Here is a 22,540-nt window from a genome sequence, read left to right as displayed (position 1 = left end):
CACATGAGTGACGGCACGATCAAGGTCCTGCTGGCGGAGGACCAGTCGATGGTCCGCGAGGCACTGGCGGCCCTCCTCGGCCTGGAGGACGACATCGAGGTGGTCGCCCAGGTGGCCCGCGGCGACGAGGTCCTCGCGGCCGCCCGCACCCACGACGTCGACGTGGCCCTCCTCGACATCGAGATGCCGGGCCGGACGGGTATCGAGGCGGCGGCCCAACTCCACGAGGAGTTCCCGGACCTGAAGGTGGTGGTCCTCACCACCTTCGGCCGCCCCGGCTATCTGCGCAGCGCGATGGAGGCGGGCGCCGACGCCTTCCTGGTCAAGGACGCCCCCGCGGCCCAACTGGCGGAGGCGGTCCGCAAGGTCCTCGCGGGCGAGCGGGTCATCGACCCGACCCTGGCCGCAGCGGCCCTGGCAGGGGGCGCGAACCCGCTGACGGACCGCGAGAGGGAGATCCTGCGCGCGGCGGCCGACGGCTCGACGAACGCGGAACTGGCAGCGGCCCTGCACCTCTCCCAGGGCACGGTCCGCAACTACCTCTCGACAGCGATCCAGAAACTGGCGGCACGCAACAGGGCGGAGGCGGTGCGGATCGCGAGGGACAAGGGCTGGCTGTGAAGGGGTTCCACGCCCCCGCGCATCCGCGGACGCGACACGACCGTCAGTTCAACATCGCTCGCGCCGCCTGCGCCTGCTGCCGCACTTTCGCGGCCGCGGGCTCGTCCACCACCTCCACCAACGAGGCGTACTCCTCCAACTCCGCGGCCCCACCGAGAAAGTCCCCCCGCTGCACCAGCAACGCCCCCTTCTCGTACCGCAACCGCGCCGGATGCGAAGGGACGAGCAGCGACAACTCCACCGCCCACAGCCCCACATCCGACCGCTCCGGCCGGGCCGCCGCCCACGACCGGATGTTGTTCAGTATCCGCATCACCACCGACAACGGCTCGGCCGGCACCAGCATCGACGGCTCCAGACGAGCCCCCGTCGCCCCGGCCACCAGCAGCTCCGCGTCCCCACCGCTCAGCACCCGCCCCCCGTCGAAGGGATCGACCAGCACCTGCCGCTGCGGATCCCCGGCCGGTCCGAACCCCACCACGAAGTGCCCCGGCAGAGCGACGCCGTGCACGGGAGCCCCCGCCCGCCGCGCCACCTCCACCCACACCACCGACAGCAGGATCGGCAGCCCCCGCCGCCGTACGAGCACCCGGTGCAGCAGCGAGGACTCCAGCCGCTGATAGTCCGCGGCGGAGCCGCCGAACCCGTACCGCTCGCCCAGCAGCTCCCGCAGCGCCTCCGCCCACGCCCCCGGCGCACCCGGCCGGTACGGCACCTCCCCGGCCAGCCGGTCGAGTTCCGCCTGCGCGGCGTCCAGCCCGGCCTCGTCCAGCTCGGGGTCCGCCGCCGCGCCCACCAGCAGGCACAGCTGGGCGAGGTCGGGCCGCTCGGCCCGCGCCTCCTCGGCGAACAGCCGCCGCAGCTCACCGGCGTCGTAGGCGCTCACGACGGCTCCCGGTAGTGGTGGTACGCGTGGTGCGCCGAGAACCCCATCCCGGCGTACAGCGCCCGCGCCCCCGCGTTCTCCTCCTCCACCTGGAGCCAGGCGGCGGAGGCGCCCTCGTCCAGCGCCCGCCGGGCCAAAGCGGCCATCACGGTCGTGGCGAGCCCCTGGCGCCGCTGCGCCGGATCGACCTCGACGGCGGCGAACCCGGCCCACCGCCCGTCCACGACACACCGCCCGATGGCGGCGGGAGCACCACCGGACGCGGCGGCCACGGACGCGAACCACACCGACGGTCCGCTCCCCAGCACCTTCAGGGCCACCTCGCTCACCCCCTTGCGCTGATACCGGGCCAGCCACGCCTCGTCGGCCTCCCGGGCCGACATCACACCCTCAGCGTCCGCCCGGTCGGCGATCGGCGCCAGTGCCCCGATCCACAGCTGAGCGGTCACCTCCCGCACCCATCCGCGCCGCTCCAGCTCGGCGCAGAGCAGCTCCTGGGTGCCCTCGGCGCCGGTCGCGGTCTGGACGTAGGCGGGCAGCCCACGCTCTCGGTACCAGCGTCGTACCGCACCCAGCGCCTCGTCGAGGGGTATGCCCGGGTCGCCGAGCGGCAGCACGGAGTTGGCCCGGCGGGTGTACCCGGCGGCGGCCCGCAGCTCCCAGCCGCCCAGCCGCTCGCTCTCCACGGGCCGCCAGGCCCGCGAGGCCACCCGGGCGAGTTCCTCGTAGGAGGCGGCGGGACCCCGGCGGCGGGCCGGGGCGGTCGGCACCACCTTCCCGGCGACCAGCGAGGACTCGTCAATGCGGACGCTCTCCCCGCTCTTCCGTGTGATCACCAGCACACCGTCGTCCCATGATGTGAGAACACCCACCGTGTCGGTGAATTTCCCCTCGGTGACCCCAGCTCCACTCAATCGCCGTACGGAGACGCGTTTGCCCACGTCAGCAGTGGTGATTCGGACCTCGAGGCGTCCGTAGGCCGAGATTTCCACAGGTCGGTCCACCCCTCCTGTTCGGATCATGCCCAAGAACGGAGATACTAGGGGCGGGCATCGACGACGCCGCGCTCCCGCGCGCCAGGCGGCGGAGCCTGAGGAGGCCCGCCAGCGCCCTATCGAGGAGGAACGACAGCGTGACCTACGTCATCGCGCAGCCTTGTGTCGACGTGAAGGACAAGGCGTGCATCGAGGAGTGCCCGGTCGACTGCATCTACGAGGGCTCCCGGTCCTTGTACATCCACCCGGACGAATGCGTCGACTGTGGTGCCTGTGAGCCGGTCTGCCCGGTCGAGGCGATCTTCTACGAGGACGACGTGCCGGAGGAGTGGAAGGACTACTACAAGGCGAACGTCGAGTTCTTCGACGAGCTCGGCTCGCCCGGCGGCGCCAGCAAGCTGGGTCTGATCGAGCGGGACCACCCGTTCGTCGCCGCGCTGCCGCCGCAGGCCGAGTAACCGCAGCAGCGGCCCGCACCAACGTGCCGCCTCGGTCCCGTACGCCCTGATCACCCTGACGGGCCGTACGGGACCGAGGCGTTTGCCGTACGTACGAGAAAGTGAGAGCCAGAACCGTGTCCGCAGTCTCCGACCGCCTGCCCACGTTCCCCTGGGACAAGCTGGAGCCGTACAAGAAGAAGGCCGCCTCGCATCCGGACGGCATCGTCGACCTCTCGGTCGGCACCCCGGTCGACCCGGTCCCCGAGCTGATCCAGAAGGCCCTGATCGACGCGGCGGACTCCCCGGGCTACCCGACGGTCTGGGGCACCCCGGCGCTGCGCGACGCGATCACGGGCTGGCTGGAGCGCCGCCTCGGCGCCCGCGAGGTCACCCACCGGCACGTCCTGCCGATCGTCGGCTCCAAGGAACTCGTCGCCTGGCTTCCGACCCAGCTGGGTCTCGGCCCCGGCGACCGGGTGGCGTACCCGCGGCTGGCCTACCCGACGTACGAGGTCGGCGCCCGCCTGGCGCGCGCGGAGTACGAGGTCTACGACGACCCCACCGAGCTGAACCCCGAGGGTCTGAGGCTCCTGTGGCTGAACTCTCCGTCCAACCCGACCGGCAAGGTCCTCTCCCGGGCCGAGCTGACACGGATCGTCGCCTGGGCCCGCGAGCACGGAGTCCTGCTCTTCTCCGACGAGTGCTACCTCGAACTGGGCTGGGAGGCCGACCCCGTCTCGGTCCTGCACCCGGAGGTGAACGGCGGCTCGTACGAGGGCGTCGTCGCGGTCCACTCCCTCTCCAAGCGCTCCAACCTCGCGGGCTACCGGGCCGCCTTCCTGGCCGGTGACCCGGCGGTCCTCGCCCCGCTCCTGGAGATCCGCAAGCACGGCGGCATGATGACCTCGGCGCCCACCCAGGCGGCGGTGGTGGCCGCCCTGGGCGACGACACCCACGTCCACGAGCAGCGCGAGCGCTACGCCGCCCGCCGCACCCTCCTCCGCGAGGCGTTGCTCGACCACGGCTTCCGCATCGAGCACAGCGAGGCCAGCCTCTACCTCTGGGCCACCCGGGACGAGTCCTGCTGGAACACGGTGGCCCACCTCGCCGACCTGGGCATCCTGGTGGCGCCCGGCGACTTCTACGGCGAGGCGGGCGAGATGTTCGTCCGCGTGGCGTTGACGGCGACGGACGAGCGGGTCGCGGCGGCGGTGCGGCGCCTGTAACCGCGGCAGCGCACAAGGCGACGGGGCCCAGGAAACACCCTGGACCCCGTCACCGGCTCGGCCCGGCCGCTCAGCCGATCGGCAGGCCCTTCGTCGGCAGGGTGCCGGCGCCCGGCAGACCGCCCTTGGTGAGGCCCTCCGTCGGCAGGCCACCCTTCGTGGCCGTCTTCGCGGTGTCCCCGAGGACGTCCCCGGCGGACCCCGCGGCCTCACCGGCCGCCTTCTGCACCGCCGGCGCCGCCTTCTTCACGGCCTTGCCGCCGGTCTTGCCCGCGGTCGGCACCGCCTGCTTGACCAGCTTGCCGCCGGCGTCACCCGCGAGCCCGGTGGTGCTCCGCGTCGCGCCGTCGACGGTGTTGCCGACGTTCGCCCCGTCCAGGGCCGTCAGCCCGCCGAGGTCCGGGGCGGCGGGCAGGGTGGAGGGGGCCGCGCTTGCGGAGCCGGCCGCACCGACCCCGGCGGCCGCTCCCGCAGCGACGAGCAGCGCGGCACGGGCGATCCTGCGGGTCAGGGGGAGGGACATGATGCTCCTTCGACGGGAGAGAACAGAGAACGCTGTGACTACCGCTCGAAGCCCTCGAAGGTTGCGGACGCCCGACGTAAAGAGTTGGCAATGCGTCGCATTATCAGCTGTGGATAAAAACGGGCGAAACCCGCCCGATGTGAAAGTCGGCCAAACCCCCGGAGCCCTTTGTTCTCAAGGCTTTCGGCCGAGGGGAGGGTGACCGCGCGAAAACGTGCGCACGCGACCGACGGAACGCCCCGGTCATCACCCGCCTTGGTGAACAGCCGTACTACTGACCGGTCACAATCCGCACGCTGCCCGTGCCGCCGCCCGCCCCCGACGCCCCGGCCGCCTCCGTGCTGCTCGCCCCCGCCGCCCGCCACCGACTGTCGGTGTTCCCGGCGGTCCACTCCCGGCCCGCGTAGGAGACCCGCTCGATGTGCAGCGCCGAGGCGTTGGCCACGGCCCAGTGCGCCAGCTGCCAGCCCCGCTCACGGGCACTGCGCCCCTCGGCGGTGGTCCCCTCGGACACGGGCAGCGTCACGGTCCGCCCCTCGGTCTCGGCGGCGGGAACGTCACCACCGGTCGACGCGGACGTCTTCTCGGCGTCCCCCGCCTTCGCCGCCGCCTCCTTGACCGCGTCCCGCCCGAAGTCCCGCGCGAGCGCCGCGCGCACCGCCGCCGGACCCGTGGTCGTCGTCGTGGCGCCCAGACGTCCGTCACAGGTCAGGGTGGCCGCCGAGGTCCCGGTGAGGGCGGCGGCCAGCAGCGTGGCGTCCGTCTCGTGCTTGGCGTACGCCTCCGGGTAGCCGCTGCGCTGTACGCGCTGCGCGGCGACCGTGAGCGGCAGACCGGTGTAGTCCGGCACCTTGGCGAGGTGCTTGTAGAAGATGCCCGCCGCGTACGCCGGGTCCGTGACCTGCTGGGCCGTGCCCCAGCCCTGCGAGGGCCGCTGCTGGAACAGGCCGAGCGAGTCCCGGTCGCCGTGGGTGAGGTTGCGCAGCCCCGACTCCTGCAGCGCGGTCGCCAGCGCTATGGCCACGGCCCGCTCGGGCATGTCCCGGTTGGTGCCGACGGCCGCGATCGTCGCCGCGTTCACCGCCTGCTCGGGCGTGAACTCGTACGACGCCGCCCCGTCCTTGCCGGAAACGACTCTGCAGCCGGGATCGCCGGTGCCGCCGGTGACGTACTGGACCACGACATAGCCCGCGACGGCGGACATGACCACGCAGGCCGCCCCGAAACGGAGGGCACGGCCGCGGCGCTTGGAGGAGGGGGACTGCTCTGGCACGCCTACAAGGTACTGGAGAGTATGGAGACGCAGGAGGCGAGTGCGTACGGGTGTGCGGAGCGCGACGGACATCTGGCGCGTTAGGGTCGACGGCATGGCCGACACCCCTCTTGATCTCACGTTGGACGCCGCCGTCCTCACCGCGCGGCTCGTCGACTTCCCCTCGGAGAGCGGCACCGAGAAGCCCCTGGCGGACGCGATCGAGACCGCCCTGCGCGCGCTGCCGCACCTCACGGTGGACCGGTACGGCAACAACGTGATCGCCCGCACCCACCTGGGCCGTCCCGAGCGGGTGATCCTCGCCGGCCACATCGACACCGTCCCGATCGCCGGCAACGTCCCCTCGCGCCTGGACGAGGACGGGGTCCTCTGGGGCTGCGGCACCTGCGACATGAAGGCGGGGGTCGCGGTCCAGCTCCGTATCGCGGCGACCGTCCCGGCCCCCAACCGCGATCTGACCTTCGTCTTCTACGACAACGAGGAGGTCGCCGCCGACCTCAACGGCCTCAAGCACGTCGCCGAGGCCCACCCGGAGTGGCTGGCGGGCGACTTCGCGGTGCTGCTGGAGCCGTCGGACGGCCAGGTCGAGGGCGGCTGCCAGGGCACCCTGCGGGTCCTGCTGAAGACGCGGGGCGAGCGGGCGCACTCGGCGCGCGGCTGGATGGGTTCGAACGCGATCCACGCGGCGGCCCCCATCCTCGCCCGTCTCGCCGAGTACAAGCCGCGTTGGCCGATGATCGACGGCCTGGAGTACCGCGAGGGCCTGAACGCGGTGGGCGTCTCGGGCGGGGTGGCGGGCAATGTGATCCCCGACGAGTGCGTGGTGACGGTCAACTTCCGCTACGCGCCGGACCGCACCGAGGAGGAGGCGATCGCGCACGTCCGCGAGGTCTTCGCGGACTGCGGCGTCTCGGACTTCGTCGTCGACGACCACAGCCCGGGCGCCCTCCCCGGCCTCTCCCATCCGGCCGCGGCCGCCTTCATCGAGGCGGTGGGCGGCACCCCGCAGCCCAAGTACGGCTGGACCGACGTGAGCCGTTTCTCCTCGCTCGGCGTCCCCGCCGTCAATTACGGCCCCGGCAACCCGCACTTGGCGCACAAGCGGGACGAACGGGTGGACACGGCCAAGGTCCTGGCGGGGGAGGAGCGCCTGCGGGCCTGGCTGACGGCCTGAGAAGGCGCGGGGGAGGGCTCGGCGCGTCAGGCGGCTTCGCGGCGGACACGCCGACGTCCCCCGCCCGTAACCCGCGTAGATCTACGCTGAGGTACGAACTACCGCAAGCGGAGGGAGCTCACATGGCTACAGGCAACCCCGAGGGCAAGAAGCAGCCGCCGGAGGAACAGCGCCTGGGACCGGTCCTCCGAAGGCGGGATCAGGTGCAGGCGAGCACCACGGACCAGCGGCTGCTGGACGAGCGGGCCCCATCGGACTGGGTTCACACGGATCCCTGGCGGGTCCTGCGCATCCAGTCGGAGTTCATCGAGGGTTTCGGCACCCTGGCCGAACTCCCCCCGGCGATCAGCGTGTTCGGTTCCGCCCGCACACCGGTGGACTCCGCGGAGTACGAGGCGGGCGTACGGCTGGGCAGCGCCCTGGTCGACGCCGGGTGGGCCGTGATCACGGGCGGCGGCCCGGGCGCGATGGAGGCGGCCAACAAGGGGGCGTCCGAAGCGGGCGGCGTCTCGGTGGGGCTCGGCATCGAACTCCCCTTCGAGCAGGGCCTCAACCCCTACGTCGACATCGGCCTCAACTTCCGCTACTTCTTCGTCCGCAAGATGATGTTCGTGAAGTACGCCCAGGGCTTCGTGGTCCTGCCCGGCGGCCTCGGCACCCTGGACGAACTCTTCGAGGCCCTCACCCTCGTCCAGACCCAGAAGGTCACCCGCTTCCCGATCGTCCTCTTCGGCACGGAGTACTGGGGCGGCCTGCTCGACTGGCTCAAGAACACCCTGGTGGCCCAGGGCAAGGCGGCGGAGAAGGACCTCCTCCTCTTCCACGTCACGGACGACGTCGACGAGGCTGTGGCCCTGGTCTCCAAGGAGGCGGCCCGCTAAGGCGTCTTCACGCCAGTCCTCTCCGGGCCACCGCCGGTGGGCGGTGGCCCGCGATGGACGCCACCATGTCCAGCACCTGCCGCGTCTCCGCTACCTCGTGCACCCGGTACACCTGCGCCCCCAGCCATGCCGACACGGCCGTGGTGGCCAGCGTCCCCACCACCCGCTCCTTCACCGGCCGGTCCAGCGTCTCCCCCACGAAGTCCTTGTTCGACAGGGACACCAGCACCGGCCACCCCGTCTCCACCATCTCGCCCAGCCGCCGAGTCGCCTCCAGGCTGTGCCGTGTGTTCTTCCCGAAGTCGTGCCCGGGATCGATCAGGATCGACTCCCTCGGCACCCCCAGCCCCGCCGCCCGCTCCGCCAACCCCACGGTCACCCGCAGAATGTCGGCCATGACGTCGTCGTACGTCACCCGGTGCGGGCGCGTCCGAGGCTCCGAGCCCCCCGCGTGCGTGCACACCAGCCCGACCCCGTACCGCGCGGCGACCTCCGCCAGCCCCGGGTCGACGCCGCCCCACGCGTCGTTCAGCAGATCCGCGCCCGCCTCGCAGACCGCCTCCCCGACCTCCGCCCGCCAGGTGTCCACGCTGATGATCACGTCCGGGAACCGCCGCCGCACCTCGGCCACGAACCCGACCGTCCGCCGTGCCTCCTCCTCGGCCGTCACCTCCTCGCCCGGCCCCGCCTTCACCCCGCCGATGTCGATGATGGCGGCACCCTCCGACACCGCCCGCTCCACGCGGGCGAGCGCCGGCTCGTCGCGGAACGTGGCCCCCCGGTCGTAGAAGGAGTCCGGGGTCCGGTTCACGATCGCCATGACCACCGGCTCGTGGGCCCCGAACTCACGCCTGCCGAGCCTGAGCATCGCCTGTGACCTCTCCTGGTACGTCCTGCACTTCCGCCGCCTGTGACCCTAACTGCCGGACCCGCATGGCACGATCGGACCCACACACATTCGAGACCGAGCACACCGAGCCTGGGGACCCACCGATGGTTATGTTCTTGTTCCTGGTCATCGCGCTCGCCGTGGTGGTCGCCGCGGTGACACTCGCCGTGGTGGGCGGCGGCGAGGGCACCGGCCCGCTGCCCGAGGCGGCGCCCCAGCGGCTGCACGACCCGCTGCCGCAGGACCGGCCGGTCGACCGGTCGGACGTCGACCACCTCCGCTTCCCGCTGGCCGCCCGCGGCTACCGCATGGAGGACGTCGACGACGCATTGAACCGCCTCGCCGCCGAGCTCGCCGAGCGCGACGCCCGCATCGCCGACCTGGAGTCCGCCCTGGCCGGGGTCCAGACCTCCAGGCAGCACCACGTCTCCTTCGAGAAGCCCGCTTCGGAGGACGAGCAGTGAGCGACGGCACCGCCGTGGCCGGCCCGGACGGCGCCCTGCGCTGCCCATGGGCCCTCTCGACCCCCGACTACGTGACGTACCACGACGAGGAGTGGGGCCGCCCGGTCCACGGCGACGACGCGCTCTTCGAACGCCTCAGCCTGGAGGCCTTCCAGTCCGGCCTGTCCTGGATCACGATCCTTCGCCGCCGCCCGGGCTTCCGTACCGCCTTCGCCGACTTCGAGATCGCCTCGGTCGCCGCCTTCACCGACGAGGACCGCGAGCGCCTCCTGGCCGACCCGGGCATCATCCGCAACCGCGCCAAGGTCGACGCGACACTGGCGAACGCGCGCGTGCTGGCCGAGTGGACCCCGGGCGAGCTCGACGAGCTGATCTGGTCCCACGCCCCGGACCCGGCCACCCGCCCGGTGCCGAAGAGCCTGGCCGACGTCCCGGCGGTGACGGACGAGTCCACGGCCCTGTCCAAGGCCCTGAAGAAACGGGGCCTGCGCTTCGTGGGCCCGACGACGGCTTATGCCCTCATGCAGGCGTGCGGGCTGGTGAACGACCACTTGGCGACCTGCGTGAGCAGACCCGCCTAGGGCGTGTTTCGAAAGTCCCGTCTGGCCCGCGACGCCTGGCACGGCGCCTCGCCGCGTTGTCGGGATCGCCCGCGTACGCCCGGTACGCGGACGACCCTCCGCCTTGCGATGCACCGCACCAGACGCCGCGGGCCCCGCCCTCCGGGCGGACGACGCTACTTTCGAAACACGCCCTAGGACGGGCGCGGGGCCGCATCGATGTGCGGCTCCGGACTCAACGGCCCAGGTACTTCGGCTCTTCCTTGTCGACGAAGGCCCGCACCGCGATCGCATGGTCCTCAGACGCACCCGCCCGGGTCTGCAACTCGTCCTCCTTCTCCAAGGTCTCGGCCAGCGAGTGCGAGAAACCGAACGCCATCGCCTCCTTGATCGCCGCGTACGCCACCGTCGGCCCCTCGGCCAGCATCCGCGCCACCTGCTCGGCCGCCGTGCGCAGCGCGGCCGCGGGCACGACGCGGTTGGCGATCCCCAGCTCGTACGCCTCCTGAGCCTTGATGGTGCGCGGGAAGAGCAGCAGGTCGGCGGCGCGGCCGGGCCCGATCACCCGTGGCAGGGTCCAGGAGACCCCCGAGTCGGCGGTCAGGGCGACACCCGCGAACGACGTGTTGAAGGACGCCGTGTCGGCCACGATCCGGTAGTCCGCGGCCAGGGCGAACCCGAAGCCGGCGCCCGCCGCGACCCCGTTCACGGCGGCGACCACCGGTTTCGGCGCCTCCGTCAGCGCCCGCACCACCGGGTTGTAGTGCTCCTTGACCGTGCTCATGACGTGCCCCGAGCCCTCGGCCAGCAGCCCGATGTGCTCCTTGAGGTCCTGGCCGACGCAGAAGGCCCGGTCCCCGGCGGCGGTCAGCAGTACCGCCCGTACGTCCGTGTCGTCCGCCGCCGCGCGCGCCGCGTCCCGCAGGGCGACCTTGGTCGCCACGTTCAGCGCGTTCATCGCCTCCGGGCGGTTCAGGGTGATCGTCGCGAGTCCGTCACTCACCTCGTAGAGCACGGTGTCGGCCATGGCGTATCCCCTCCGTGTCGCGGCTCCCCGGCGTACTACTGGTCGGTACGCCGGTGTACGAAGGACAGCATGGCGGAGATCACCGTCCAGGGGCCGGACCCGACGTGTGACCTGCGTCAAAGAATTCGGCTCGGTCTGCCGACCGCGCCTGTCCGTACGGCCGGGCAGTATCGCAGTCACATCGCCGAATTGAGTGGTTTTGCTCGCGCGCGTTGCCCAAGCGATGCCTACTGATGTTGGTCATAGGGTCCTGAGATGCGGGATAATGGCTTGGAAGCAATGTGTTCGATGCCGGTGTCGCGTGTCCCACGCTGGGCCGCGCGTGCCCTGCCAGGGCCGTCGGCTTTCACGTGAGCTGGTTTCAGGAAGGGGAACGAGCATGGCGGCCATGAAGCCGCGGACGGGTGATGGCCCGCTCGAGGTGACCAAGGAGGGGCGGGGCATCGTCATGCGCGTTCCGCTCGAAGGCGGCGGTCGGCTCGTCGTCGAGCTGACCCCTGACGAGGCCGACGCGCTCGGCGACGCCCTCAAGAAGGTCGTCGGCTGACGCGCAAGCGACCATACCCTTTCAGCGGCCCCGGCATCCCCCTGGATGCCGGGGCCCTGTTTGCTCCTACGGCCTCGCCCAGGGGCAGGGGATGCCGCGCTGCCCCTACGGTCCAGCGCTCACCGTTTGACCGCGCACAGCAGCCCGTCCCCCACGGGCAGCAGGGACGGCACCAGTTCCTGGCTCTCGCGCACCGCCCGCAGCAGCTCCCGGATCCTTATGACCTCCGTGGGCTGCGGGCCGGAGTCGACCGTACGGCCGTTGGCGAAGACACCCTCGAAGACGACGAGGCCGCCCGGACGCAGCAGACGCAACGATTCCGCGAGGTAGTCGAGGAACTCCAGCCGGTCGCCGTCGCAGAAGACCAGGTCGTAGCCGGCGTCCGCGAGGCGGGGCAGGACGTCGAGGGCGCGGCCGGGGATGAAACGGGCCCGGTTGCTGGCGAAGCCGCAGGCGCGGAAGGCCTGCCGGGCGAACTGCTGGTGCTCGGGTTCGGGGTCGACGGTGGTCAGGACGCCGTCGGGGCGCATGCCGTACAGCAGGTGGATCCCGGAGACACCGGTACCGGTGCCGATCTCCGCGACCGCCTTCGCGTCCACGGTGGCGGCGAGCAGTCGCAGCGCGGCGCCCGTGCTGGGCGACACCGAGCGCAGCCCTGCCTCGCGGGCCCGGTCGCGGGCCCAGCGCAGCGCTTCGTCCTCGGCGACATAGGCGTCGGCGAACGCCCAGCTCGTCTGCCGGTTGCCGGTAATGACCCTCTCCTGTCCCCGTGGTTGCCTGGGCGTGACTGTATCCGTTGCCGCCGGGAACCCGCAGATGGGACCGGGCGTTTGAAGGGGTGGGAACGAGGACGGGGGGACACAGTTGGATCACGACGAGGGACGGGATGCCGAGCAAGTGCTGACGCAGCAGTATGAGCCGTATCAGCACAGATCAAATTCTCGTAAAACCGCTTATCCGGAGCTAACGGGCGAGGTGGCTATGGTAGGGGCTCCACTGGACACCACCAGAGCTGACAGGGGAGGTGCGGCCGCGCCTGTGGATCGGGGAGGAGTGCTGCGGCGCTTCCTCGGATCGGCGGGCAGGCCGACATCCGTGAACGACACCGCTGCTGACCACAGTCACGCCGCCGGCTTCACCGGCCAGACCCAGACCGCGACCTTCTCCACCGACGCGGACGGGCAGGCGTGGACTCCGCCCACCTGGGAGGAGATCGTCAGCATGCACAGCGGCCGGGTCTACCGGCTCGCCTACCGGCTCACCGGCAACCAGCACGACGCCGAGGACCTCACCCAGGAGGTCTTCGTCCGCGTCTTCCGCTCCCTGTCGACGTACACGCCGGGCACCTTCGAGGGCTGGCTGCACCGCATCACGACCAACCTGTTCCTGGACATGGTCCGCCGCAAGCAGCGCATCCGGTTCGACGCGCTCGGCGAGGACGCGGCCGAGCGGCTGGCCAGCAAGGAGCCGACTCCGCAGCAGGTCTTCAACGACGCCCACTTCGACGCGGACGTCCAGCAGGCCCTCGACACCCTCGCGCCCGAGTTCCGCGCCGCGGTCGTCCTGTGCGACATCGAAGGACTGTCGTACGAGGAGATCGCCGCGACCCTCGGCGTCAAGCTGGGCACGGTCCGCTCGCGCATCCACCGCGGCCGTTCGCAGCTGCGCAAGGCCCTCGCACACCGCTCGCCCACGGCCCGCGCCGAGCGCCGCTCCTTCGTGTCCCGTGTTCCCGCTCTGGGAGGAGGGGGCGCGACCGCGTGAGTGGAACTCGACGCAATCCCGCCGAGGGACTCCTCGCGGAGCAGCATCTGGGAGACCGGCTCTCCGCCCTGGTGGACGGCGAACTCGGTCATGACACCCGTGAGCGGGTGCTGGCGCATGTGGCGACCTGCCCGAAGTGCAAGGCGGAGGTCGACGCCCAGCGCCGGCTGAAGAACGTCTTCGCGGAAGTGGCCCCGCCCGCCCCCTCCGAGAGCTTTCTGGCCCGTCTCCAGGGGCTCCCCGGAGGAGGTGACCCGGACGGCGGCGGCACGCCGCTCGGCGGGGGCGGATTCGCCGACGGAGTCTTCGGAGTGAGACGGGACGAGCCGTTCTCGTTCGGCTATGTGCCCGCCCGCGGCCATGGCTCGGCCCTTCCCCCCACCGCCCCGGACCGCGGCTTCCGCATCCATCCCGTCGGCCGTGGCGGCGACCGCCATGACACCGAGCGCTCGCGGGGCATGCGGTTCGCCTTCGTCGCCGCCGGTGCCGTGTCGCTGGCCGCGATCGCCCTGGGCGGCATGAACACCGGAGCGCCGGTCGACACCGCCGCGGACGCGCGCGGCGGATTGGGCGGGAGCAACGTGACCCCGGCCCGCACCCCGGGCACGGGCTCCGCCACGACCCCCGAGAACCAGCGGCGCCGGGCCGCCGGGCCGCTGCTCGCCCAGGGGGGCCAGTTCCTCGGTACCCCGGCGGCGCCGACGGAGGTGTCCGCCCCGCTGCTGCCCGGCGTGCCGTCCCCGGCCACCGGGCAGGTGGAGCAGACGGCTCTGCACCGGCTCGCCGCGCCCGTCGTCGCCGGAGCAGCGGCCATGTCCCCTCTGATACGTCCGCTCGGTACGACCCCGCCGATCGCCCTGAGCTCCTGGACCACCGCTCCCGAGGCCACCGGCCCCGGCCTGCTCGCCGCGCCGGTCCCCCACACCACCTCCGCCCCCAGCACCTCGCCGTCCTCGCAGAACGCCCGCTGACCCGGCCGCTGGGCCGGTCCGCCGCGAACCTGGTTCAATCCAGGAGGCGGGGTTCGCCCAGCCACCGACCGGGCCCGACTGGGGGGAGAGCATGGACGAGGGGAAGCCCACGATGGCGGGGACCTCCGGCGGCGAGGCCGATGACGTCGCGACGGGCGCAGGGGCCGAGACGGGTGCGGGAACGGGTGTGGAGGACGGTGACTACGAACTGAGCCGGCCCTTGAGCACGCCGGTTCCGTCACCCGCCGAGGCAGCACCCGAGGCCCCCGCCCCGGTCGCTGACGAGCCCCCCAAGCCCCTGCACGATCCCGACCCCTACAGCACCCCGCCGTACGGCCAGCCGGGCCCCTGGGCGCCCGCGCCGCCCGTGCAGCACCCGGCGGCCACCGCCGTACAGGGCACGGCGCCGACCGCGCCCGTCACACACACCGAGACCACATCCGCGCCCCTCCCGAGCGCCATGCCTGCGCCTGCCCCGAGTGCCGTGCCTGCGCCCATCCCGAGCGCCGCACCCGCGCCTTCGCCCACCGCCGAACCCGCGCCCTCGCCCACCTCCGCACCCGTGCCTGTCCCCGCCCCCGACCTCTGGCAGCGCTACGACCCCTGGTCCCCCGTCCCCCTTCATCGGACCGGTGCTGCCGTCCCCACCGAGGGCGAGCGGCGCAGGCAGGTGCGCAAGCGCCTGGTCGGGGGAGCGTTGGCCCTCGCGCTGGCCTCAGGGGTGCTCGGTGGGGTCGTGGGGGCTCAGCTGGAGCGCAACGGCGGCATCGGTGGGGTGGAGTTGCCGCAGGCGTCCGCGGAGCCCACCGGGCGGGCCGCGGACAGCGTCGCCGGGATCGCGGCGCGGGCCCTGCCGAGCGTGGTCACGCTGCATGTCAGCGGGAGCGAGGAGTCGGCCACCGGCACCGGGTTCGTCCTCGACACCCTCGGCCACATCCTCACCAACAACCACGTCGTCGAACCCGCCGGGAGCGACGGCAGGATAACCGTCGTCTTCAACGGAGGGCAGACCGCCGAGGCGGAGGTGGTCGGCCGGGACAGCGGGTACGACCTCGCCGTCGTCAGGGTGAGCGGGGTCGGCGGGCTGAAGCCCCTTCCCCTCGGCAACTCCGACAACGTCCAGGTCGGCGACCCGGTCGTCGCCATCGGAGCCCCCTTCGACCTGGAGGGCACCGTCACCTCCGGGATCATCAGCGCCAAGGAGCGGCCCATCACGGCCGGCGGCGGGGGCGCCGACGGGAGCGATGTGTCCTATGTGGACGCCCTGCAGACCGACGCGCCCATCAATCCCGGCAACTCCGGCGGGCCCCTGCTCGACTCCCGGGGCCGGGTCATCGGCATCAACTCCGCCATCCGGTCCGCCGCCGACGGCTCCGCCCAGGAGGGCGGCGAGGCAGGCTCGATCGGCCTCGGCTTCGCCATCCCCGTCAACCAGGGCAAGCGCGTCGCCGAGGAACTGATCAACACCGGCAAGGCCACCCACCCGGTCATCGGCATCACCCTGGACCTGTCCTACGCCGGGGACGGCGCCCGCGTCAGCACCAAGGGCAGCGGCGGTCCCACGGTCACCCCGGGCGGGCCCGGCGACCTGGCCGGCATCAAGGCCGGGGACGTCATCACCGAGGTCGACGGCACCCGTATCCACTCCGGGGACGAGCTGATCGTCAAGACCCGTGCGCACCGCCCCGGCGACCGCCTGGAGCTGACCATCGAACGCGGCGGGGAGGAACGTACGCTCTCCCTCGTCCTCGGCTCCGCCGAAGGCACCTGAGCGGCGGGGGGACGGCGGTCGGCCCCCGCATCCCACAGGGATTGGCCTCCGCATCCCACAGGGATTGACAGAAACCTCACAGATCGGGCACCGAAAGCGGCTCCCACAAGGCAAACAACGCGAAAAACCGGCCGCGTACACCCACTCGGACCCGGCGGGACGGTACCGGTCGGCCAGGTGTGACAGGTACCGTGGACCCGGCCCGGACCACGGAAGACCTGACCTGACCGCAGAGGGCCGAGGACCGCGGACATCGCAAGGAGCTTCAGGTGTTCAATGACATAGGCCCGCTCGAGCTGGTGACGATCGTCGTCCTGGCCGTGCTCGTCTTCGGTCCGGACAAGCTCCCGAAGGTCATCGCGGACGTGATGCGCACCGTCCGGAAGATCCGTGAGTTCTCGGAGAGCGCCAAGCAGGACATCCGGCAGGAACTCGGCCCGGAGTTCAAGGACTTCGAGTTCGAGGACCTCAACCCCAAGACGTTCATCCGCAAGCAGCTGGACAACGACGAACTGGGGCTCAAGGAGATCCGCAACGGCTTCGACCTGAAGAAGGAGATGGCCGAGGTCACCGACGCCGTCCACAGCCGTGACGCGGACAGCTCCGCGGGCGGCTCCGGCGGCCGCATCGACATGACCAAGAAGCCCGAGGACCCGGGCAAGGACGACCGTCCGCCCTTCGACGCGGACGCCACCTGAGCGACCCGCCCGAGCGACCTCCGCGCCCCTTCCGGGCGACCCCTGAGCCGCCCCGCGCGACCTGCGCGCCGGGCGGCTTCCCCGTCCTCCCGGGAGGGGTGGCTATGCTGCCTGGTTGTTGTGCGGAGCGGACGAGTACGCCCGAAGGGGGGCGGGCCGGCCGGCTCCGTCGAGAAGCGAGGAGGCGTCCGGGCACATGGAGACGACGAGTCGGGCAGTCGCGCAGACGCCGGCCGCGGAGGGCGGACCACAGGTCCCCTCCGCCCGGCGCATCATCGACGGCTACCTGGAGGTACCCTTCCCCTGGTACGGCCTCGACGAGGCCTTCACAGGGCCGCGCTGGCTGATGCAGGTGGGCACGGCGGCCGACGGCGCCGTCGAGCACGGTTCCGTCGGACACGGTGACGAACCCTCCGTACGGCACGAGACGGCCGGCGAGGACCGGGGGAGGTTCGCGGTCGTCGTGACCGTCGCCGCGAACCCGGTACGGCGCAGCGCGGACGGCACCGGGCTGCTGGAGGCCACCTCGGTGTCCTCCGCGGCCTGGCTCGCGGGGGTGGGCCTGCTGTCCTTCACCTGGCCGGGCCAGATGGACCACAGCCTGCGCGACGACTGGCTGGACCAGCAGACCGAGACGGCCTGGGTGCTCGCGGACGACCTGTCGGGGCCCGACTGGTCGATCCTCTCCCTCCCCGTCGACGGTGTGCCGACGCCCTTCCACTACCGCGAGTCCGAGTTCGGCTGGGTGCTGGCCGGCTCGACCCGGGAAGGGGTGCACCTGGGGGCGTACGGGAGAGGCATGAGCGCGTACGGGCTCGGCTTCTCCGTGGTCAAGGACATCACGGCGTACGCCCAGTAGCACAAAAGGGTGCCCTCCCGGCGGAGGGCACCCCATCGTCGTGCGGCGGTCCGGAACTGGTCTAGAACTTGTTCCTCGGGGTGATCCCCAGCGACAGCCCCGACAGACCCCGCTGCCGTCCCCCCAGCTTGCCCGCGATCGCGCGCAGGGCCGAGCCCGCCGGGGAGTCCGGGTCGGTCAGGACGACCGGCTTGCCCTCGTCGCCGCCCTCGCGCAGGCGGACGTCGATCGGGATGCTGCCCAGGACCGGGACCGTGGCGCCCGTCGTACGGGTCAGGCCGTCCGCGACCGTCTGGCCGCCGCCCGTGCCGAAGACGTCGACCATCTCGCCGCAGTGCGGGCACGGGAGTCCGGACATGTTCTCGACCACGCCCACGATCTTCTGGTGGGTCTGCACCGCGATGGAGCCCGCCCGCTCGGCGACCTCGGCCGCCGCCTGCTGCGGGGTGGTGACGACGAGGATCTCCGCGTTCGGGACCAGCTGGGCCACCGAGATCGCGATGTCACCCGTGCCGGGCGGCAGGTCCAGGAGCAGGACGTCCAGGTCGCCCCAGTACACGTCCGCCAGGAACTGCTGGAGGGCACGGTGGAGCATCGGGCCGCGCCACACGACCGGGGCGTTGCCCGGGGTGAACATGCCGATGGAGATGACCTTCACGCCGTTCGCCGACGGCGGCATGATCATGTTCTCGACCTGGGTGGGGCGGCCGTCGGCACCCAGCATGCGCGGGACGGAGTGGCCGTAGATGTCGGCGTCGACGACGCCCACCTTGAGGCCGTCGGCCGCCATCGCCGCCGCGAGGTTCACCGTCACCGAGGACTTGCCGACGCCGCCCTTGCCGGACGCGACCGCGTACACGCGGGTGAGGTTGCCGGGCTTGGCGAAGGGGACCTCGCGCTCGGCCTGGCCGCCGCGCAGGGCGTTCGCCAGCTCCTTGCGCTGCTCGTCGCTCATGACGTCGAGCGTGACGTCGACGCGGGTGACGCCCTCGACCCGGGAGACCGCCTCGGTCACGCGCTGGGTGATCGTCTCGCGCATCGGGCAGCCGGAGACCGTCAGGTACACGGCCACCGCGACCGCTCCGTCCGCGCCGATCTCCACCGACTTGACCATCCCGAGCTCGGTGATGGGTCGGTTGATCTCGGGGTCGTTCACCGTCGCCAGTGCCTCGCGCACCGCGTCATCGCTAGCCATAAGGACGATGGTACGGCGCCCCCCGGGCCCCCCGCCCAGCCCCTCAACGGTCGTCTGCGTCACGTCCCCGCGGGTGATCTGCCGGGAATACGACATGAGCGCCATGACCGCCACCGTGCTCCCGGTGGCCGTCCCGCCGGTCGTCCAGCTCCTTGAGCATGTCCTGCAGCTCGGAGCGGATCCAGTCCCGGGTGGCGACCTCGCCCAGGTTCATGCGCAGCGCGGCGATCTCCCGGGTGAGGTACTCGGTGTCCGCGATCGACCGCTCGTTCTGCTTGCGGTCCTGTTCGAGGTTGACGCGGTCGCGGTCGTCCTGCCGGTTCTGCGCGAGAAGGATCAGGGGAGCGGCGTAGGAGGCCTGGAGGGACAGCATCAGGGTGAGGAAGATGAAGGGGTAGTTGTCGAAGCGCAGGTCGTGCGGGGCGAAGACGTTCCACAGCACCCACACGATGATGACGACCGTCATCCAGACGATGAACCGTCCGGTGCCGAGGAAGCGCGCGATGCGCTCCGACAGCCGCCCGAACGCCTCGGGGTCCCATTCCGGCAGCAGCCTGCGCCGGGGCGGGCGCGGCTGGTCGAGCCGGACGCGCGGGCGCGTGGTGGCGGTCGCGCCGACGGGTGTGCGGTCGCGTGTGCTCTCGCGCTCAGGAGACATGCGGAGTCACCTCCTCACCCTCGTCGAGGTGGAACTCCGTCTCCCGCCAGTCCTCCGGCAGCATGTGGTCCAGTACGTCGTCCACGGTCACCGCCCCGAGAAGCGAGCCCGCTTCGTCCACGACGGGCGCCGCGACCATGTCGTACGTCGCGAAGAACCCGGCGACGACCGGCAGCGCGGCGTCCGGGGCGAGGGCCTGCAGGTCGTCGTCGAGGACGGCGCTGACGAGCGTGTACGGCGGTTCGCGCAGCAGCCGCTGGAAGTGGACCGTGCCGAGGTACTTGCCGGTGGGCGTCTCGTCGGGCGGGCGGCAGACGTAGACCTGGGCGGCGAGCGCGGGGGAGAGGTCGCGGTTGCGTACGCGCGCGAGGGCGTCGGCGACGGTGGCGTCCGGGCGCAGGATGATCGGCTCGGTGGTCATCAGACCGCCGGCGGTGTGTTCCTCATAAGACATCAGGCGCCGCATGTCGGCCGCGTCGTCGGGCTGCATCAGGCTCAGCAGCCGCTCCTTGTCCGCCTCGGGCAGCTCGGCGAGCAGGTCGGCCGCGTCGTCGGGGTCCATCGCCTCCAGGACGTCCGCCGCGCGCTCCTCCTTCAGCTTGCCGAGGATCTCGATCTGGTCGTCCTCCGGGAGTTCCTCCAGGACGTCGGCGAGGCGGTCGTCGTCGAGGGCGGCGGCGACCTCGGCGCGCCGTTTGGCGGAGAGGTGGTGCAGGACGTTGGCGAGGTCGGCGGGGCGCAGTTGCTCGAAGGTGGCGAGCAGGCTCTCGGCGCCCTGCCCGTGCTCCTCCAGCGAGAACCCGGTGACCGCCGACCACTCCACGGTCAGCGTCTCGCCCTTGGCACGCCGGAAGGCGCTGCCCTTTCTGCCCTTGCGGACGAAGACCCGGGTGATCTCCCAGTCCCTGCGGGCCGGCAGCTGCTGCACGGACACGTCGAGGACGGTGACCTCCTCGCCGGTCTCGACGAGCGTGACGCGCCGGTCCAGCAGCTCCCCGAAGACCAGCCGCTCGGTCGGCCGTTGCTCGAAGCGGCGGACGTTGAGCACACCGGTGGTGATGACCTGGCCGGACTCGACGCCGGTGACCCGGGTCATGGGCAGGAAGATGCGGCGGCGGGTGGACAGTTCGACGACCAGGCCGAGCAGCCGCGGTGGCCGGCGTCCGACCCGCAGCATGACGACGAGGTCGCGCACCCGGCCCACCTGGTCGCCGTTCGGGTCGAAGACGGGGACACCGGCGAGGTGCGAGACGAAGATCCGGGGGACACCGGCTGCCATGGTGGTGGTTCCTTGCTTCCTTGTGCGGAGTGCGGTGCTGTTGGGTCGCTTCTCCTGCCTGGGTTCCCTTTCCTTTTCCGGATTGCCCGCTCCTGCGGGCTTCAGGCTAGCCCGTCCCGATCGGATACGCCCTGGTGAGCGCTCCCCTCGGTCCCGTTCCGACGGCATCCCGAGACCCCGGTACGCTGCCGTACGCCGCTCAGCACACCCCCGCAGAAAGGCAACCGTCTTCGTGACTGCGATTCCCCAGGGCCGTACCCGCCGGGCCGCACTGGTGAGCGCGATGTGCGCACTGGTCGTGGGCATGGGAGCGGGGTGCGCCGAGGATCCGGACGCGGGCACGAACGGGGTGGGCAAGCTGCCCGCCGAGCAGATCCAGGCGAAGACGAGGACCGCCGCCGGCTCCGTGGACGCGGTGCGGCTCTCGGGAGCCGTGGTCACCAGCGGCCGTACGTACAAGCTCGACATGCGCCTGAAGGCCGACGGCGGCACCGGGTCGGTCACCGCACAGGGGGCCACCTTCCATCTGCTGCGGGTCGGAGAGGAGCTGTACCTGAAGGCGGACGCGGCGTTCTGGAACCACGAGGACGGCAAGTCCGACTCCGACACGGCGGCCGCGGAGAAGCTGGACGGCAAGTATGTGAAGGTGCCGACCGGGGACCCCTCGTACAAGAAGTTCAGCGTCTTCACGGACAAGGACCTCCTCCTCGACGGTCTGCTGACCCTGCACGGTTCGGTGAAGACGGACGGGCACCACGAGCAGTCCGGTGTGCGCACCATCCGGATCACCGGCGACGGCGGCCACGGCGGCACCCTGGACGTCTCCCTGGAGGGCGAGCCGTATCCGCTGCGCCTGGTGCGCGCCGGCGGCGCGGGCACGCTGAGCTTCTCGGCCTGGGGCAAGGACTTCGCCCTGGAGGAGCCGGCGAAGGGCGAGACGGTGGACTACGGCAAGCAGCTGCCGACGTCCTGACTCCTAGGGCGTGTTTCGAAAGTCCCGTCTGGCCCGCGACGCCTGGCACGGCGCCTCGCCGCGTTGTCGGGATCGCCCGCGTACGCCCGGTACGCGGACGACCCTCCGCCTTGCGATGCACCGCACCAGACGCCGCGGGCCCCGCCCTCCGGGCGGACGACGCTACTTTCGAAACACGCCCTAGAGCCGCCTCCGCGGAGCTCCGCGGAGCGACCGGATCACCTGCGCCGCTTTCCGAGGAGCAGCTTGTGCAGGCCCGCCGGGATCGGCTCACGGGTCAGGGCGGGGGACGGCACGGGCCGCGCCGCCAGATCGCCGTCGGGCAGCGGCAGCGTCGCCCCTGTCGGCTCCAGGCGCAGCACCCTGCACTCCCGCGCCCACCGCTGAGGCATCGCCTCGCCGTCGGGTGCGTTGAGCCGCTTGCCCTTCAGCTCGGCGACGACCGCCTCCCACTCCTCGGAGCCGGGCTCGAGCCGGACGACCGTCGCCGTCCAGGAGACCAGCCGGCCCCCCTTGTCCTTGCTGCGTACGGTGACCTCGGCCGAACCGCCGTCGACGAGCCCCGGCAGCGACTGCTCACCGGGCCCGTCGCCGACCAGACAGGCGGCGCCCTCGTGCCAGGCGTGCCACAACGCACGCGCGGCCGGCTGGCCGGCGCCCCTGACCCAGATGAGGCCGGACTTCTTGGTGGCCTCCTCGACGAGGGCCTGGTCGAGCAGCTCACTTGTCATGGTGCCCAGCCTAGGGCGTGTGGTGAAAGTCCCGCCTGCCCGGCGGTGGGGGGGGGCCCCCCCCGCCGGGGGGGGGGGGGGGGGGCCCGCGGCCCCGGGGGGGGGGGGCCCCGCCCCCGGGGCGGCGCGCCCCCC

The 22,540-nt window shown here is 72.0% G+C and carries 25 protein-coding genes; 14 read left to right on the top strand and 11 right to left on the bottom strand.

The window, feature by feature from the left end:
• Positions 1-3 precede the first annotated feature (3 nt).
• Positions 4-621 (top strand): response regulator transcription factor, encoded by a 618-nt coding sequence (locus tag ACIBVL_RS36390; RefSeq protein WP_399104285.1) that lies wholly within the window; start codon positions 4-6, stop codon positions 619-621.
• Between the two features lie 43 nt (positions 622-664).
• Here ACIBVL_RS36390 and ACIBVL_RS36385 read toward each other — a convergent pair whose 3' ends face one another.
• Both ACIBVL_RS36385 and ACIBVL_RS36380 read right to left on the bottom strand, forming a co-directional pair.
• Positions 665-1,507 carry a tetratricopeptide repeat protein gene (locus ACIBVL_RS36385; protein WP_399104283.1) on the bottom strand — a complete coding sequence of 281 codons (843 nt, stop codon included), beginning with the start codon at positions 1,505-1,507 and terminating at the stop codon, positions 665-667.
• Positions 1,504-2,499, bottom strand: a complete 996-nt coding sequence (locus ACIBVL_RS36380) for a GNAT family N-acetyltransferase (protein ID WP_399104385.1) — start codon at positions 2,497-2,499, stop codon at positions 1,504-1,506. The genes ACIBVL_RS36385 and ACIBVL_RS36380 overlap by 4 nt, the downstream gene beginning before the upstream one ends.
• 140 nt (positions 2,500-2,639) lie before the next feature.
• Between ACIBVL_RS36380 and fdxA the strand changes: the two genes are divergently transcribed.
• Both fdxA and ACIBVL_RS36370 read left to right on the top strand, forming a co-directional pair.
• Complete coding sequence (gene fdxA, locus ACIBVL_RS36375) at positions 2,640-2,960, top strand: ferredoxin (protein ID WP_003998156.1); 321 nt, start codon at positions 2,640-2,642, stop codon at positions 2,958-2,960.
• A 116-nt stretch (positions 2,961-3,076) separates the two neighbouring features.
• On the top strand, positions 3,077-4,168 hold the full coding sequence (locus ACIBVL_RS36370) for a bifunctional succinyldiaminopimelate transaminase/glutamate-prephenate aminotransferase (protein WP_399104281.1): 1,092 nt from the start codon (positions 3,077-3,079) through the stop codon (positions 4,166-4,168).
• Between the two features lie 70 nt (positions 4,169-4,238).
• Here the strand turns inward: ACIBVL_RS36370 and ACIBVL_RS36365 are convergent, their stop codons facing one another.
• Positions 4,239-4,691, bottom strand: coding sequence for an ATP-binding protein (locus ACIBVL_RS36365; RefSeq protein ID WP_399104279.1), 453 nt, complete (start codon positions 4,689-4,691; stop codon positions 4,239-4,241).
• Between the two features lie 271 nt (positions 4,692-4,962).
• Entirely contained in the window at positions 4,963-5,964 is a 1,002-nt protein-coding gene (locus ACIBVL_RS36360; RefSeq protein WP_399104277.1) for a heavy metal transporter, read from the bottom strand.
• 94 nt (positions 5,965-6,058) lie between these two features.
• On the opposite strand from ACIBVL_RS36360, the gene dapE reads away from it, so the two are divergent.
• Together dapE and ACIBVL_RS36350 are read left to right on the top strand one after the other, a co-directional pair.
• Entirely contained in the window at positions 6,059-7,138 is a 1,080-nt protein-coding gene (gene dapE, locus ACIBVL_RS36355) for a succinyl-diaminopimelate desuccinylase (RefSeq protein ID WP_399104275.1), read from the top strand.
• A gap of 122 nt (positions 7,139-7,260) precedes the next feature.
• Positions 7,261-8,019, top strand: a complete 759-nt coding sequence (locus ACIBVL_RS36350) for a TIGR00730 family Rossman fold protein (RefSeq protein WP_399104273.1) — start codon at positions 7,261-7,263, stop codon at positions 8,017-8,019.
• A 7-nt stretch (positions 8,020-8,026) separates the two neighbouring features.
• Here ACIBVL_RS36350 and folP read toward each other — a convergent pair whose 3' ends face one another.
• A complete protein-coding gene (gene folP, locus ACIBVL_RS36345) occupies positions 8,027-8,887 on the bottom strand; it encodes a dihydropteroate synthase (RefSeq protein WP_399104272.1) in 861 nt (286 codons plus the stop codon).
• Positions 8,888-9,018: 131 nt separating this feature from the next.
• Here folP and ACIBVL_RS36340 point away from each other — a divergent pair, with 131 nt between their 5' ends.
• Together ACIBVL_RS36340 and ACIBVL_RS36335 are read left to right on the top strand one after the other, a co-directional pair.
• Positions 9,019-9,372 (top strand): DivIVA domain-containing protein, encoded by a 354-nt coding sequence (locus ACIBVL_RS36340; protein WP_399104383.1) that lies wholly within the window; start codon positions 9,019-9,021, stop codon positions 9,370-9,372.
• Entirely contained in the window at positions 9,369-9,953 is a 585-nt protein-coding gene (locus tag ACIBVL_RS36335; protein ID WP_399104270.1) for a DNA-3-methyladenine glycosylase I, read from the top strand. The genes ACIBVL_RS36340 and ACIBVL_RS36335 overlap by 4 nt, the downstream gene beginning before the upstream one ends.
• 214 nt (positions 9,954-10,167) lie before the next feature.
• Here ACIBVL_RS36335 and ACIBVL_RS36330 read toward each other — a convergent pair whose 3' ends face one another.
• Positions 10,168-10,959, bottom strand: a complete 792-nt coding sequence (locus ACIBVL_RS36330) for an enoyl-CoA hydratase/isomerase family protein (RefSeq protein ID WP_399104269.1) — start codon at positions 10,957-10,959, stop codon at positions 10,168-10,170.
• A gap of 379 nt (positions 10,960-11,338) precedes the next feature.
• Between ACIBVL_RS36330 and ACIBVL_RS36325 the strand changes: the two genes are divergently transcribed.
• On the top strand, positions 11,339-11,506 hold the full coding sequence (locus tag ACIBVL_RS36325; RefSeq protein WP_003966491.1) for a DUF3117 domain-containing protein: 168 nt from the start codon (positions 11,339-11,341) through the stop codon (positions 11,504-11,506).
• Between the two features lie 119 nt (positions 11,507-11,625).
• Here ACIBVL_RS36325 and ACIBVL_RS36320 read toward each other — a convergent pair whose 3' ends face one another.
• Positions 11,626-12,324: an O-methyltransferase gene (locus ACIBVL_RS36320; RefSeq protein WP_399104381.1), complete on the bottom strand. Its 699-nt coding sequence runs from the start codon at positions 12,322-12,324 to the stop codon at positions 11,626-11,628.
• A gap of 163 nt (positions 12,325-12,487) precedes the next feature.
• Here ACIBVL_RS36320 and sigE point away from each other — a divergent pair, with 163 nt between their 5' ends.
• From sigE to ACIBVL_RS36295, 5 genes are all read left to right on the top strand, one after another.
• Positions 12,488-13,270, top strand: a complete 783-nt coding sequence (sigE, locus tag ACIBVL_RS36315; protein ID WP_399104267.1) for an RNA polymerase sigma factor SigE — start codon at positions 12,488-12,490, stop codon at positions 13,268-13,270.
• On the top strand, positions 13,267-14,241 hold the full coding sequence (locus ACIBVL_RS36310; RefSeq protein WP_399104265.1) for an anti-sigma factor family protein: 975 nt from the start codon (positions 13,267-13,269) through the stop codon (positions 14,239-14,241). Before sigE ends, ACIBVL_RS36310 begins: the two co-directional genes overlap by 4 nt.
• A gap of 91 nt (positions 14,242-14,332) precedes the next feature.
• On the top strand, positions 14,333-16,012 hold the full coding sequence (locus ACIBVL_RS36305) for a S1C family serine protease (protein WP_399104263.1): 1,680 nt from the start codon (positions 14,333-14,335) through the stop codon (positions 16,010-16,012).
• A gap of 269 nt (positions 16,013-16,281) precedes the next feature.
• Complete coding sequence (locus ACIBVL_RS36300; RefSeq protein WP_399104261.1) at positions 16,282-16,710, top strand: sec-independent translocase; 429 nt, start codon at positions 16,282-16,284, stop codon at positions 16,708-16,710.
• A gap of 196 nt (positions 16,711-16,906) precedes the next feature.
• Entirely contained in the window at positions 16,907-17,569 is a 663-nt protein-coding gene (locus ACIBVL_RS36295) for a hypothetical protein (RefSeq protein WP_399104259.1), read from the top strand.
• Between the two features lie 61 nt (positions 17,570-17,630).
• Here the strand turns inward: ACIBVL_RS36295 and ACIBVL_RS36290 are convergent, their stop codons facing one another.
• The 3 genes from ACIBVL_RS36290 to ACIBVL_RS36280 are packed head-to-tail and all read right to left on the bottom strand — an operon-like array spanning position 17,631 to position 20,701.
• Positions 17,631-18,764 (bottom strand): Mrp/NBP35 family ATP-binding protein, encoded by a 1,134-nt coding sequence (locus tag ACIBVL_RS36290; RefSeq protein WP_399104257.1) that lies wholly within the window; start codon positions 18,762-18,764, stop codon positions 17,631-17,633.
• Positions 18,765-18,807: 43 nt separating this feature from the next.
• Positions 18,808-19,422, bottom strand: a complete 615-nt coding sequence (locus ACIBVL_RS36285; RefSeq protein WP_399104255.1) for a DUF1003 domain-containing protein — start codon at positions 19,420-19,422, stop codon at positions 18,808-18,810.
• Complete coding sequence (locus ACIBVL_RS36280; RefSeq protein WP_399104253.1) at positions 19,412-20,701, bottom strand: magnesium transporter MgtE N-terminal domain-containing protein; 1,290 nt, start codon at positions 20,699-20,701, stop codon at positions 19,412-19,414. The genes ACIBVL_RS36285 and ACIBVL_RS36280 overlap by 11 nt, the downstream gene beginning before the upstream one ends.
• Positions 20,702-20,933: 232 nt before the next feature.
• Between ACIBVL_RS36280 and ACIBVL_RS36275 the strand changes: the two genes are divergently transcribed.
• Positions 20,934-21,674 (top strand): hypothetical protein, encoded by a 741-nt coding sequence (locus ACIBVL_RS36275; RefSeq protein WP_399104251.1) that lies wholly within the window; start codon positions 20,934-20,936, stop codon positions 21,672-21,674.
• A gap of 218 nt (positions 21,675-21,892) precedes the next feature.
• On the opposite strand, the gene ACIBVL_RS36270 is transcribed toward ACIBVL_RS36275, so the two are convergent.
• The gene (locus tag ACIBVL_RS36270; RefSeq protein ID WP_399104249.1) at positions 21,893-22,405 is read right to left on the bottom strand and encodes a hypothetical protein; all 513 of its coding nucleotides are present in this window, start codon (positions 22,403-22,405) and stop codon (positions 21,893-21,895) included.
• Between the last annotated feature and the right edge of the window lie 135 nt (positions 22,406-22,540).

Origin of the sequence: Streptomyces sp. NPDC049687 (assembly GCF_044465285.1) — a bacterium.
Taxonomy (GTDB): Bacteria; Actinomycetota; Actinomycetes; order Streptomycetales; family Streptomycetaceae; genus Streptomyces.
The sequence above is the reverse complement of the archived record's forward strand: the minus strand, read 5'-3'. Positions and strand labels throughout refer to the sequence as shown.